This window comes from Nocardioides sp. YJ-D4 (assembly GCF_054031495.1).
On sequence record NZ_CM132932.1, the window covers coordinates 4,920,995 to 4,935,274 of the forward strand.

A 14,280-nucleotide genomic window follows, 5' to 3' on the forward strand; every position below is an offset into this window, starting at 1 on the left:
AAACCTTTCAACGCACACAGAGAGGCTCTCCGATGACGACGTTCGACCAGATCTCGGGCGACCTGGCCGCCCTTGAGATCGAGGTCCCCTCGTGGGCCTACGGAAACTCGGGGACCCGGTTCAAGGTCTTCGGCACCCCGGGCACCCCGCGCACCCCCGAGGAGAAGGTCGCCGACGCGGCCACCGTTCACCGCTTCACCGGCCTGGCGCCGAGCGTCGCGCTGCACATCCCGTGGGACAAGGTCGATGACTACGCGGCCCTGCGCTCCTACGCCGAGGACCAGGGGATCGCGCTCGGCACGATCAACTCCAACACCTTCCAGGACGACGACTACAAGTTCGGTGCGCTCACTCACACCGACACGAAGATCCGGCAGAAGGCGATCGACCACCACTTCGAGTGCATCGAGGTGATGCACGCGACCGGCTCACGCGATCTGAAGATCTGGCTCGCCGAGGGCTCCAACTATCCCGGCCAGGCCGACATGCGCGGCCGCCAGGACCGGCTCGCCGAGTCGCTCGCGACCATCTACGAGCGCCTCGGTGAGGAGCAGCGCCTGGTGCTCGAGTACAAGTTCTTCGAGCCGGCGTTCTACCACACCGACGTCCCCGACTGGGGCACCTCGTTCGCCCAGGTCAGCGCCCTCGGTGACCGGGCCGTCGTGTGCCTCGACACCGGCCATCACGCGCCCGGCACCAACATCGAGTTCATCGTGATGCAGCTGCTGCGGCTGGGGAAGCTCGGCTCCTTCGACTTCAACAGCCGCTTCTACGCCGACGACGACCTGATCGTCGGTGCGGCCGACCCGTTCCAGCTCTTCCGGATCCTCGTCGAGGTGGTCCGTGGCGGTGGGTTCAAGCCCGTGGCCGAGGGCGGGGTCGCCTTCATGCTCGACCAGTGCCACAACATCGAGAAGAAGATCCCGGGCCAGATCCGGTCGGTGCTCAACGTCCAGGAGATGTCCGCACGGGCGCTCCTCCTCGACACCGATGCTCTCGCCGCGGCGCAGGAGGACGGCGACGTACTCCTGGCCAACGAGATCTTCATGGACGCCTTCTACACCGACGTACGCGCCGACCTCGGCGGGTGGCGTGAGGACCGCGGCCTGCCCGCGAACCCGATGCGCGCCTACCTGGCCAGCGGCTACCAGGAACAGATCGAAGCCGCCCGAATCGGCGGCACCCAGGCTGGATGGAACTGAAAGACTCATGACCACTGCAGAAGACCTGATCGCGCGCTCGAACCGCCTCGGCGCCGACCCGAAGAACACCAACTACGCCGGCGGCAACACCTCCGCCAAGGGCACCGCGACCGACCCGGTCACCGGCCAGGACGTCGAGCTGCTCTGGGTGAAGGGTTCCGGCGGTGACCTGGGCACCCTGAAGGAGAGCGGCCTCGCCGTGCTCCGGCTCGACCGGATGCGCGCACTGGTCGACGTCTACCCGGGCGTCGAGCGCGAGGACGAGATGGTCGCCGCCTTCGACTACTGCCTGCACGGCAAGGGTGGCGCGGCTCCCTCGATCGACACGGCGATGCACGGCCTCGTCGATGCCGCCCACGTCGACCACCTTCACCCCGACTCCGGCATCGCGATCGCGACGGCCGCCGACGGCGAGGCGCTGACCGCGACGATCTTCGGCGACCAGGTCGTCTGGGTGCCGTGGCGCCGCCCCGGCTTCCAGCTCGGCCTCGACATCGCCGAGATCAAGGCGAAGAACCCGCAGGCGGTCGGCTGCATCCTCGGTGGCCACGGCATCACCGCCTGGGGCGACACCAGCGAAGAGGCCGAGAAGAACTCGCTGTGGATCATCGACACGGCCGCCGCCTACATCGACGAGCACAGCAAGGCCGAGCCGTTCGGTCCCGCGCTCGAGGGCTACGGCCCGCTGGCCGAGGCCGAGCGGCGTACGAAGGCGGCTGCGCTCGCCCCCACGATCCGCGGTATCGCCTCGGCGGACCAGCCGATGGTCGGCCACTTCAACGACTCCGAGGTGGTCCTCGACTTCCTGGCTCGCGAGGCTCACCCGCGCCTGACCGAGCTGGGCACCTCGTGCCCCGACCACTTCCTGCGTACGAAGGTCAAGCCGCTGGTCCTCGACCTCCCGGCCACGGCCTCCGTCGAGGACAGCATCGCCCGGCTCAAGGAGCTCGCGGTCAGCTACCGCGAGGACTACCAGGGCTACTACGACCGCCACGCCGACGCCGACAGCCCCGCCATCCGCGGCAAGGACCCGCTCATCGTCCTGGTCCCCGGCGTCGGGATGTTCTCCTTCGGGAAGAACAAGCAGACGGCAAGGGTCGCGGGGGAGTTCTACGTCAACGCGATCAACGTGATGCGCGGTGCCGAGGGGCTCTCGACGTACGCCCCGATCGACGAGTCAGAGAAGTTCCGGATCGAGTACTGGGCGCTCGAGGAGGCCAAGCTCCAGCGGATGCCCGCCCCCAAGCCCCTGGCGACCCGGGTCGCGCTCGTGACCGGCGCCGCCTCCGGTATCGGCAAGGCCACCGCGAAGCGGCTCGCCGCCGAGGGTGCCTGCGTCGTGATCGCCGACCTCGATCTCGCCAAGGCCCAGGCTGCGGCGGAAGAGATCGGCAACAGCGATGTGGCCGTGGGCCTCGCCGCCGACGTCTCCGACGAGGCCGCCGTGCAGGCGATGTTCGACGCCGCGGTACTCGCCTTCGGAGGTGTCGACCTGGTTGTCAACAACGCCGGGCTGTCGCTGTCGAAGTCGCTGCTCGAGACCACCGAGCGTGACTGGGACCTCCAGCACGACGTGATGGCCAAGGGCTCCTTCCTGGTCTCCAAGGCTGCGGCGAAGGTGCTGATCGAGCAGGAGATGGGCGGCGACATCGTCTACATCTCCTCGAAGAACTCGCTCTTCGCTGGGCCCAACAACGTCGCTTACGGCGCGGCCAAGGCCGACCAGGCCCACCAGGTACGCCTCCTGGCCGCCGAGCTCGGCGAGCACGGCATCAAGGTCAACGGCATCAACCCCGACGGCGTGGTCCAGGGCTCCGGCATCTTCGCCGGCGGCTGGGGCGCCAAGCGCGCCGAGGTCTACGGGGTCAAGGAGGAGGAGCTCGGCAAGTTCTACGCCCAGCGCACCCTGCTCAAGCGCGAGGTGCTCCCCGAGAACATCGCCAACGCCGTCTTCGTGCTCTGCGGCCCCGACCTGACCCACACCACCGGTCTGCACGTTCCCGTCGACGCCGGCGTCGCGGCCGCGTTCTTGCGATGAGCAAACACCTCAGGGTCGCGGCGGTCGACCTGGGCGCCACCTCGGGCCGGGTCATGTCCGGCCGGATCGGTGGCGACCGGGTCGAGCTCGACGAGCTGCACCGCTTCCCCAACGGCGCGGTACGTGTCCGCGGATCGCTCTTCTGGGACGTGCTCGGCATCCATCGCGAGGTGCTCACCGGCATCCGCGAGGTGGCCCGGACCGGGCCGCTGCACGGCATCGGCATCGACTCCTGGGCCATCGACCACGGGCTGCTGGACCACGACGGCCAGCTCCTCGGTCAGGTCTTCAGCCACCGCGACGCCCGCGTCGAGGGGATCGCCGAGAAGATCGTCGCCCAGATCGGCGCGGCGACCCTCTACGGCACGACTGGCATCCAGCAGCTCCCGTTCAACACGATCTACCAGCTCGTCGCGGCGCGCGGCACCACCGCGCTCGACAACGCCGAGACGATGCTGCTGCTGCCGGACCTGCTCGGCTACTGGCTGACCGGTGCGATCGGCGCCGAGCGCACCAACGCCTCGACCACCCAGCTCTACGACGTCCGTCAGGGCGCCTGGGCGGTCGACCTGTGCCGAGAGCTCGGGATTCCCGACGGGGTCCTCCCGCCCCTTCGGGACCCGGGCTCTTTCCTCGGCACGCTGCTGCCCGAGGTCGCTGACGAGCTGGGTGTCACCACCGACGTACCCGTGGTCGCGGTGGGCTCCCATGACACCGCCTCGGCGGTCGTCGGCGTCCCCGCTGACACCGGCAGCGACGGGGAGTTCGCCTACATCTCCTCGGGCACCTGGTCGCTGGTCGGCCTCGAGCTCGACCGGCCGGTGCTGACCGAGGAGGCCCAGCTCGCCGACTTCACGAACGAGGTCGGCGTCGACGGGACCATCCGCTTCCTCAAGAACGTGATGGGCCTGTGGGTCCTGTCGGAGTCGCTGCGCTCGTGGAGCGAGCGGCGCTACCAGGGCGCTGAGCTTCGCTCGCTGCTCGCCGCCGCGGCGGAGCTCGAGCCGCTGCGTACGGTCGTCGACATCAACGACCCGCGACTGCTCTTCCCGAGCACGTCGGCCGACCCGATGCCGGAGCGGATCGCCGCGCTGGCCGCCGAGTCCGACGAGGCGATCCCGCACTCGCCGGCAGCGACCACCCGCTGCATCCTCGACAGCCTCGCTGTCGCCTACCGACGTCACGTCCGCACCGCGGCCGCCCTCGCGGGCACCTCGCCCGAGGTCGTCCACGTCGTCGGCGGCGGCTCTCAGAACGAGCTGCTCTGTCAGCTCACCGCGGACGCCTGCGGCCTACCGGTTCTCGCCGGCCCGGTCGAGGCGGCCGCACTCGGAAACGTCCTGGTCCAGGGCAGGGCTCTCGGGGCCGACCTGCCTGACCTCCCCGCGATGCGGGACCTGGTCCGCCGCTCCTACGACGTACGCCGCTTCGAGCCGCGCGACGGCCTCGACTGGTCCGCCGCAGAGGCCCGCATCTCCTGACCCTGCTCCCCGAAGGCACCCCCATGACCGACTTCCTCTCCAACGCCCGGCTCAGCCGCCGCGCGCTCTTCGGCACTGCGGCCGCCACCCTCGGCACCGCTGCCGCCGGCGTCACCGCGACCGCAGCCGCGACCTCCGCGGGGGCCACGACCGCGTCCGGCACCTCCGGGCTCCCGGACGCCTTCGTCAAGGCGTTCCGCAAGCCGGGGACCGCCACCGCCGCGGGCTTCCGCTGGTGGTGGCCGCACGGCCTCGTCGACCCGGTCGAGATCGCGCGGGAGGTCGACCAGGTCGCCGACGCAGGGTTCGGCGTGCTCGAGGTCGCCGACGTCACCCACAGCCTGCGTGCCCGCAACATCGACATCGACGTCGCGACGCACGGGTGGGGGACCGCACCGTGGGTGGCCGGCGTCAAGGCTGCGCTCGCGCAGGCGGCGAAGCGTGACGTACGCGTGGACCTGACCGTCGGCCCCTCGTGGCCGGCCGCCGTCCCGACGATCACCCCCGACAACGACGCCGCCTGCACCGAGCTCGTGCACGGTCAGGCGGTCGTCGGTGCCGGGTCGTCCTACGACGCGGCGCTTCCCGAGCCCGTCGTGGAGCCGGCGTCGTCGGTGACCCGCGCGGAGCTGGTGACCGTGCAGGCGCACCGCGTCACCGGCTACGTACGCGACCGCAACAACAACATCACCAGCACGATCCTCGACCCGGCCTCCTACCTCGACCTCAGCGGGAGCGTCGAGGGCGAGCACCTCACCTGGACCGCGCCGGCCGACCCGGCCGGCGCCACCTGGGTCGTGCTCGCGACCTGGCAGCGGGGCTCGGGCCAGGAGCCCGAGGCCGGCCCGCACACCTCCCCGCGTGCCTACGTGGTCGACCACTTCAACCGCCGCGGCGCCCAGAAGGTCATCGACCTGTGGCAGGACCGCGTGCTCGACGGCGAGCTGCGTACGCTGCTGCGGGCCGCGGGCGGCTACCTCTTCGAGGACTCCCTCGAGATCGAGACCGAGGCGACGATCTGGACCCGCGACCTCCTCGACGAGTTCGAGGACAAGCACGGCTACGACCTGCGGCCGTGGCTGCCGTTCGTGCTGGAGAAGGACGAGAAGTACCAGTTCTCGATCGCGGCCACCGACCCCGCCACCGCCGACAACCTGCGCACCAACGAGATCCGCGACGACTACAACATCGTGCTCTCCGACCTCTACCGCGACCACCACCTGCGCCCGATGCAGGAGTTCGCGAAGACGCTCGGCATGGGCATCCGGATCCAGCCCTACGGCCTCGAGACCGACACCATGCAGCACTCGGCCGTGGTCGACGTACCGGAGACCGAGTCCCTGGGCTTCAAGAACCTGGACGACTACCGGGTGATGGCCGCCGGCCGCGACCTCGCCGGCCACACGGTCCTCTCCTGCGAGGCGATCTGCTACAACGGCGCGGCGTACAACACGACCTGGGGCGCCAACAGCACCAGCCCGACCGCCCAGAACCAGGCGCTGTTCACGATCAACAGCATCTTCGTCGCCGGTGTGAACCAGCTGATGATCCACGGCTTCCCCTACGCGAAGGCGCCCGACGTCACCTGGCCGGGCTTCGCGGCCTTCTCGCCCTACTACAACGGCGCGATCGGCTTCGGGGAGGCCTGGGGACCACGCACCCCGCAGTGGCAGCACATCCCCGGCATCGCCGCCTACCTCGCCCGCACCCAGCTGGTGCTGCAGACCGGCACCCCGAAGTACGACGTCGCGTTCTGGCGCCACAAGGGCTGGGCCTCGACCGGCATCGGCCCGCAGTGGATCACCAACAACGGCACCAAGCTCGGCTGGTCGCACTCCTTCGTCAGCGCCTCGCTGCTCGCGCTCGACGGCGTCGACGTCGCGAACGGCCGCCTGGCGCCGGACGGTCCGGCCTACAAGGCTGTCGTCGTCGGCCCCGACAACCTGCGCAGCAACGCGTTCACGATGGAGATCGACGGCGCGAAGCGGCTGCTCGCACTCGGGCGCAAGGGCCTGCCGATCGTGCTCATCGGTGACTGGTCGCAGGTCACCGTCGCCGGTCGCGACAGCGAGGCGGCGACCGCCGAGGTGCGCTCGCTGATGGCCCAGGTAGGCGCCCTGCCGACCACCCGCACCGTCCCCGAGGCCGAGGTCGGCAACGCGCTGGCCGCGCTCGGTGTCGTACGCGACGTCGAGCACGCCGACTCGACGGTGATGCACGTCCGGCGCGTCACCGGCAAGGTCGACCTCTACTACCTCGCCAACGCCCGGCACGCCGAGAACCGGCGCCTCAACCCGGTGCAGCAGGACGTCTGGCTGACCGCCACCGACCGCGCCGCCGTGCCGTGGCTGCTGGACGCGTGGACCGGCGAGGTCACCCGGATCGCCGCCTACGAGCGTGCCGGCGACCGGGTCCGGGTGCGGGTCGACCTCGTTCCCGGCCAGTCCACCGTGGTCGCTCTCGCGGCCCCGGGCGCGGGCGTCGCCCGCTCTGTTCTCCCCGTCGCCACCGCTGGCCAGGCCGTGGTGGCGCGGGGCGCCAACGTCGCGCTGCGCACGACGACCGCCGGCACCTTCGAGCTCACCAAGGCCGACGGCCGGACGGTGAAGGTCGCCGTCGACCGGGTGCGCGAGCCGGTGACGCCACAGTCCTGGGCCCTCGCGCTGGAGGACTGGAAGCCGGCCAACCCGGCCGATCCCAAGGACCTCGCGACGACGAAGGAGGTCGTGACCAGCGACCTCGCGGCGCCGCAGTCCTGGTCGAAGGTCGCCGGCCTCGAGGACGCTTCCGGCATCGGCCGCTACCGCACGAGCATCGACCTCGGCACCGACTGGACCGCGGAGGACGGCGCCTACCTCGAGCTCGGCGAGGTCAACGACACCTTCCGGGTGCGCGTCAACGGTGAGCTGCTGGCGCCGTGCGACCCGATGGACCCGGTGGTCGACCTGGGCCATGCCCTGGTCCCCGGCTCCAACACGATCGAGATCGAGGTGGCCTCGACGCTGCTCAACCGGCTGCGCACCGTCACCCCGTCGGTCTACGGCGTGGCGACCAGGCAGAGCTATGGGCTCGCCGGGCCGGTGCGACTGGTGCCCTACGTCGAGAAGGTGGTGGCCGGATGAGCGCGGTGTCCGGTCGCGAGCCCATCCAACGGTCAGCGTCATGCTGAGACAGGAGTGAACTGTGGCGGCCTCGGGCGGCGTACGACCTTCCACTACGACCGACCTTCCATCGGACGAGGTGGAGGTGCTGGCGTTGTTCGCTCGGGGCTACACGATCGAGCGGATCGCGCGGGCGCTGGGCATCTCCGAACGCACCGTGCGGCGCCGTCTCCGGGCGGCCGCGGATGCGCTGGGAGCGGGGACGAGTGTGGAGGCGGTCGTGCGGGCCGTACGCACCGGACTCATCTGAACTTATGTGATGGACACAAGAGACGAAGGAGGCCGCCGGATGCGAGTCGCGCTGATGGTCACGTGCATCAACGACGCGCTCTACCCGAGCACAGGTCAGGCCGTCGTACGCCTCCTGCGCCGGCTCGGCGTCGAGGTCGACTTCCCGCAGGCGCAGACCTGCTGCGGACAGCCGATGGTCAACACCGGCTACCTGGACGAGGCGGTCCCGGTGGTGCGTACGTTCGTGGACGCCTTCGCCGGCTACGACGCCGTCGTGACACCGTCCGGGTCGTGCGCGGGATCGGCCCGGCACCAGCACTCGATCGTGGCCCGCCGCTCCGGCGACCCCGGCCTCGAGCGAGCCGTCGCGGAGGTCGCCCCGAAGGTCTATGAGCTCTCCGAGTTCCTCGTCGACGTGCTCGGCGTGACCGACGTGGGCGCCTACTACCCGCACCGGGTGACCTACCACCCGACCTGCCACTCGCTGCGGATGCTGGGCGTGGGGGACCGGCCGCGACGGCTGCTGGAGGCGGTGCGGGGGATCAGGCTGGTCGACCTGCCCGGCGCCGACCAGTGCTGCGGCTTCGGCGGCACCTTCGCGGTCAAGAACGCCGACACCTCGATCGCGATGGGTGCCGACAAGGCCCGCCACATCCGCGAGACCGGCGCCGAGATCGTGGTCGCCGGTGACAACTCCTGCCTGACCCACATCGGTGGCGTGCTCTCCCGGCAGCGTTCGGGCGTACGCACCGTCCATCTCGCCGAGATCCTCGCCTCGACCGAGTCGAGCCCCGCAGAAGGAGTGGCCCGATGAGCGGCACGTTCGTCGGCATGCCGGCCTTCCCGGAGGCCGCGCGCGAGGCCCTCGCCGACTCCCAGCTGCGCCACAACCTCGCCCACGCGACCGGCACGATCCGCGCCAAGCGGGCGAAGGTCGTCGCCGAGGTCGAGGACTGGGAGGAGCTGCGCCTGGCCGGTGCCGCGGTCAAGGAGCGCGCGCTGCTCGACCTCGACACCCAGCTCGTACGCCTCGAGGAGACCCTCACCGCCAACGGCGCCACCGTCCACTGGGCTCGCGACGCCGCCGAGGCCAACGCGATCGTCGCTGCGATCGCCAAGGCGCACCATGCCGAGGAGGTCGTGAAGGTCAAGTCGATGGTGACCCAGGAGATCGGGCTCAACGAGGCGCTCGCCGAGGAGGGCATCGCGGCCTGGGAGACCGACCTGGCCGAGCTGATCGTGCAGCTCGGCGAGGACCTGCCGAGCCACATCCTGGTGCCGGCGATCCACCGCAACCGGGCCGAGATCCGCGAGATCTTCCGGTCGAAGATGGGAGCCGCCGGCCGTCCGGCACCCGTAGACCTCACCGACGAGCCGGCTGTCCTCGCCGCCGCAGCGCGGGAGCACCTGCGCGAGAAGTTCCTGCGTGCGAAGGTCGGGATCTCCGGCGCCAACTTCGCGGTCGCCGAGACCGGCACCCTCGTCGTGGTGGAGTCGGAGGGCAACGGCCGGATGTGCCTGACCCTGCCCGACGTACTGGTCTCCGTCGTCGGCATCGAGAAGGTCGTCTCCCGCTGGGAGGACCTCGACCCGATGCTCAGGCTCCTGCCGAGATCCTCGACCGGCGAGCGGATGAACCCCTACACCTCGACGTGGAGCGGGATCACCCCCGGCGACGGCCCGCAGGAGGTGCACGTGGTGTTGCTGGACAACGGTCGCACCCGCGCTCTGGCCGACGAGGTCGGTCGTCAGGCGCTGCGCTGCATCCGCTGCTCTGCCTGCCTCAACGTCTGCCCGGTCTACGAGCGCACCGGCGGCCATGCGTACGGCTCGGTCTACCCGGGTCCCATCGGCGCCATCCTCAACCCGCTGCTCAAGGGCGTCGGGCACGACGACCAGATCGACTCGCTGCCCTACGCGTCCTCGCTGTGCGGCGCCTGCTTCGAGGTCTGTCCGGTACGCATCGACATCCCCTCCGTCCTGGTCGACCAGCGCGCCCAGGTGGTCGACGCCCACCGAGGCGGCGTGCCGAAGCCCGAGGCGGTGGCGATGAAGGGTGCGGCGTACGTCCTGGGGCGCTCGCGCCGCCTCGCCGCCGTCGAGCGCTTCACCGGTCTCGGCATGCGCTTCGCGCGCCGCTTCGGACCCGCCGCCTGGATCGGCGCGCGAGATCTGCCGGACGCGCCGGGGGAGAGCTTCCGGGCCTGGTGGCGACGCACGGATGGTGGCCGCACCGACAACGGCCGAACGGGAGATGGCAGCGATGACTGACGCACGCACCGAGATCCTCGCCAGGGTCCGCGAGGCGCTGGCCGGCTCGACGATCGACGTCGCCGAGGCCCGCGCCCCTCGGGACCTCGCGCCGGTCGCGACCCCGGCGGTCGTCGACCTCTTCGCCGAACGCGTGGCCGACTACCGCGCCGTGGTCGAGCGCTGCGGAGCCGAGGAGCTCGAGGACCGCATCGCCGCTGCGCTCCCAGCCGGCGGGGTGGTCGTCCCGCCCGGCCTGTCGGTCCAGGTCCCCGGCGCGATCGTCGACGACGGCACCCTCACCGCCGCGGAGCTGGACCGGATCGCAGCGGTCGTCACCGAGGCCCGGGTCGGCATCGCCGAGACCGGCACGATCGTCCTCGACCACGCCGCCGACCAGGGCCGCCGAGCCATCTCGCTGGTCCCCGACACCCACATCTGCGTCGTCCGCGAGGACCAGGTGGTCCCCGACGTCCCCGATGCCATCGGCGTTCTGGATCCCGCCCGGCCGCAGACGTGGATCAGCGGCCCGTCGGCCACCAGCGACATCGAGCTCGACCGCGTCGAAGGCGTCCACGGCCCCCGCACCCTCCACGTCCTGGTGGTCGCCGGCAGACGGTGACCGGATCCGGCCACGACCCTTCCCGATCGTGTGACGGTGGTCATAGTCTTCGGAGTGCTCTGAAACGTATCAATCCCGATCCGGAGGACCCCCATGAAGCTCCGCCTGGCCGCGATCGTGATCAGTGTCCTCGTCGTCGCGGCACCTGTCCCGGCCGTCGCCGTCGAGGGCTCGGCGGCCACCCATCTGACCGTCTCGCAGCTGCCCTCGCCGCGCGATGTGGAGAACCTCAGCTCGCCGCTGCTGGCCTGGCACGTTCCCTTCGCCGAGCAGAGCGCCTACCGCGTACAGGTGGCCCGGATCACCGAGGGCATCGGAGCCGCCGGCGTCTGGGACTCCGGTCGTGTCAGGTCCTCGGCGAGCACCAACGTGCCCTACGACGGTCCGGCGCTCGAGCCCGAGCAGACCTACCAGTGGCGGGTCCGCACGTGGGACGGGCGCGGAAAGAGCTCGGACTGGTCGAGCATCGCCACCTTCACCACCGGTCCAGGTCAGGAGTGGGGCCAGGCCCAGCCGATCTGGCTAGCCCCGGCCCGTACGATCTCCTGGGGCGACGTCACGATCGACACCACCTTCCGGATCACGTCCCAGAACGCCACCATCGCCTTCCGGGCCGCGGACGCCAGCAACTACTACATGTGGCAGTTCCGCGGCGACGGGGTGAACACCTTCGCTCCGCACAAGCGCGTGGGCGGGACCTTCACCCAGCTCGACTCGGTGCCGCTGTCCGAGCCCCTCGTCCGCGACACCTCCTACCGGCTGCGCATCCAGGCGGAGGGAACCACCATCCGCACGTGGCTCGACGACACCCTCATCGACACCCGAACCCTCACCGACTTCGCCGCCGGCTCGGTCGGATTCCGCACCGGCGGTTCCGAGCGCAACAGGTGGGACGACCTGAGCGTCACCTCCGCCTCGGGCGAGGTCCTCTACTCCAACGACTTCTCCGCCGGCAGTGACTTCGCCTGCGGCGCCGCTGTGGGCGGCTGGCTCGAGGTCGGCACGAACGCCAATTGCGTCTACGGAGTCGAGTCGCATGACTGGGCCTTCTTCCGGCACGAGTTCACGCTGCCCGACAAGCCGATCGCGGCCGCCACGTTCTATGCGACCGCATCCTCGACCGCGCCGGGCCGGCAGTACGTCTACAAGGCGTGGCTCAACGGCGAGTTCGTCGGTCTCGGACCGACGCAGCCGATCCGCGGCGAGGCTCGATACGACGGCTTCGACGTGACCGCCGCACTGCGGCCGGGAGCCGAGAACGCGATCGGGGTGCTCGGGTGGACCAGCAGCGACCGGCGCTTCCTCGGGCGGCTCGTCGTGGAGTACGCCGACGGCACCCGTGACGCGATTGTGAGCGGTCCGCAGTGGCGGAGTCGCTCCGGTGGCCTCGTCTTCCCCTCCGCCGGCAGCATCGGGACCTCGTTCTTCTCGGCACCGAAGGAGAACCTGCAGTCGGCCCACTGGCCCGACGGCTTCGCCGAGCCGGGCTTCGACGACTCCGGCTGGAACGACGCCGCGGTACGTCCGGCCTTCGGCGACCTTCGGGCGGCCCCCACGGCGAAGGTGGAGCAGCAGCTGAGGGGTCCGGTCAGCGTGGTGGAGAAGGCGCCCGGCCACTACTTCATCGACTACGGCCGGACGTGGGTCGGCGGTCTCTCCCTGGACATCGACGGCACCGCGGGACAGGTGCTCGACCTCCGGTTCGGCGAAGAGCTGTCCGCGCCTCAGACCGTGCGGTACGCCATGCGGACCGGCAACACCTACCAGGACAGATGGACGCTGCGTGCCGGTGAGCAGCACCTGGAGACCTGGGGGATGCGGGTCTTCCGCTACGCCGAGGTCATCGGGGCTCCCTCCGGCCTGGGCGCCGCCGACTTCCCCGCCCTGGCGCAGGTCTATCCCTTCGACACCGACGAGGCGATCTTCGACTCCGCCGATGACGACCTCGACCGGGTGTGGGAGCTGTCGCGCAACACGATCGAGGCGACCAACCACGACCTCTACGTCGACTCCTGGAGCCGCGAGCGCGGGGCGTATGAGGCCGACAGCTACCTGCAGATGATGGCCAACTTCTTCGTCTCCAGCGACCCGACCCTGGGCAACTACTCCCTGGAGTACCTGCTCACCCGCAGGACGTGGCCGACCGAGTGGCCGATGTACACGATCCTGGCCTTCCACGACTCCTGGCAGCAGACCGGCGACACCGAGGCCCTGGCCCGCAACTACACCGCCCTGCAGGAGAAGCTGCCACTCAAGTGGGTGGAGCCGTCCACGGGACTGATCCGCAAGAACACCGGATCCACCGGCTCCAACTCGTGCACCGACTGCGACATCGTCGACTGGCCGGCATCCGAGCGCGACGGCTACGTCTTCCGTCCCTACAACACCGTCATCAACGCGATCGGCCACCGGTCGTTCCGCGACATGGCGGACATCGCGACGGCGCTGGGGCATGACGGCGACGCGGCCACCTACACCGCCATCGCCGACCGCCTCCGAAACGCGGCCAACGACAGGCTCTGGGACCCGGCCAAGGGTGCCTACCGAGACGGCCTCGACGCCGACGGCACCCCGATCCAGCACTGGGCGATCCAGGCGAGCGTCTTCGCCACGGCGTTCGGGCTCGCCCAGGGCGAGGTCGCGCAACGCGCCGCGGACTACATCGGCACCCGCGGCATGGCCTGCAGCGTCTACTGCGCCGCCTTCGTCCTCGAAGCCCTCTACGACGGTGACCGCGGAGACGTCGCGCACCAGCTGCTGACGAGCACGGGGCTCCGCAGCTGGCTCAACATGATCGCGAAGGGAGCCGGTGCCACCGCCGAGGCCTGGGACACCTCGCTGAAGCCCAACATGACCTGGTCGCACCCCTGGGCCGCGTCACCGGCCTACAACGTGCCCCAGGGCATGTTCGGCATCGAGCCCCTGGTGCCCGGCTACGAGGAGTTCCGTGTCCGGCCCCAGCCCGCCGGGGTCCCGTGGGCACACGTCACCCTGCCCACCCTCCGCGGACGCATCGGCGCGGCGTACGCCACGACCGACCGCGGCATCGACGTCGGCGTGAGCGTTCCGGGCAACTCCCGGGCCGAGGTTCTCGTGCCGGCGCCGTCCGGGGAGCAGGTGTTCCTCGACGGGCAGCCGGTGCCCGCGACGCGTGAGGGCTCCTATCTGGTGATCCAGGACGTGCCCTCCGGATGCCATGTCATCAGCACGAGCTCGGGTGAGAGCCCGGAAGTCGAGCGGCTTCGCGCCGTCTGCTGAACCTGAAGGCTGTGCCCAGAACCGGGCACAGCAACGT

General features: G+C 70.5%; 9 protein-coding genes. All 9 read left to right on the top strand.

The window, feature by feature from the left end; translation table 11 throughout:
* Positions 1–32: 32 nt before the first annotated feature.
* The 9 genes from rhaI to ACW14X_RS23635 all read left to right on the top strand — a co-directional run bounded on the left by rhaI (position 33) and on the right by ACW14X_RS23635 (position 14,243).
* Entirely contained in the window at positions 33–1,202 is a 1,170-nt protein-coding gene (gene rhaI / locus ACW14X_RS23595; protein ID WP_457163507.1) for an L-rhamnose isomerase, read from the top strand.
* A 7-nt stretch (positions 1,203–1,209) separates the two neighbouring features.
* A complete protein-coding gene (locus ACW14X_RS23600) occupies positions 1,210–3,240 on the top strand; it encodes a bifunctional aldolase/short-chain dehydrogenase (protein WP_457163508.1) in 2,031 nt (676 codons plus the stop codon).
* Positions 3,237–4,721 (top strand): rhamnulokinase, encoded by a 1,485-nt coding sequence (locus tag ACW14X_RS23605; RefSeq protein WP_457163509.1) that lies wholly within the window; start codon positions 3,237–3,239, stop codon positions 4,719–4,721. The genes ACW14X_RS23600 and ACW14X_RS23605 overlap by 4 nt, the downstream gene beginning before the upstream one ends.
* A 23-nt stretch (positions 4,722–4,744) precedes the next feature.
* Positions 4,745–7,843: a glycosyl hydrolase gene (locus ACW14X_RS23610; RefSeq protein WP_457163510.1), complete on the top strand. Its 3,099-nt coding sequence runs from the start codon at positions 4,745–4,747 to the stop codon at positions 7,841–7,843.
* A gap of 61 nt (positions 7,844–7,904) precedes the next feature.
* The gene (locus ACW14X_RS23615) at positions 7,905–8,132 is read left to right on the top strand and encodes a helix-turn-helix domain-containing protein (RefSeq protein WP_160028490.1); all 228 of its coding nucleotides are present in this window, start codon (positions 7,905–7,907) and stop codon (positions 8,130–8,132) included.
* Positions 8,133–8,141: 9 nt separating this feature from the next.
* Complete coding sequence (locus ACW14X_RS23620) at positions 8,142–8,927, top strand: (Fe-S)-binding protein (protein ID WP_457163511.1); 786 nt, start codon at positions 8,142–8,144, stop codon at positions 8,925–8,927.
* A complete protein-coding gene (locus ACW14X_RS23625) occupies positions 8,924–10,384 on the top strand; it encodes a lactate utilization protein B (RefSeq protein WP_457163512.1) in 1,461 nt (486 codons plus the stop codon). The genes ACW14X_RS23620 and ACW14X_RS23625 overlap by 4 nt, the downstream gene beginning before the upstream one ends.
* Positions 10,377–10,985 carry a LutC/YkgG family protein gene (locus ACW14X_RS23630; RefSeq protein ID WP_457163513.1) on the top strand — a complete coding sequence of 203 codons (609 nt, stop codon included), beginning with the start codon at positions 10,377–10,379 and terminating at the stop codon, positions 10,983–10,985. Before ACW14X_RS23625 ends, ACW14X_RS23630 begins: the two co-directional genes overlap by 8 nt.
* A 93-nt stretch (positions 10,986–11,078) precedes the next feature.
* On the top strand, positions 11,079–14,243 hold the full coding sequence (locus tag ACW14X_RS23635) for a family 78 glycoside hydrolase catalytic domain (protein WP_457163514.1): 3,165 nt from the start codon (positions 11,079–11,081) through the stop codon (positions 14,241–14,243).
* Positions 14,244–14,280: the final 37 nt, after the last annotated feature.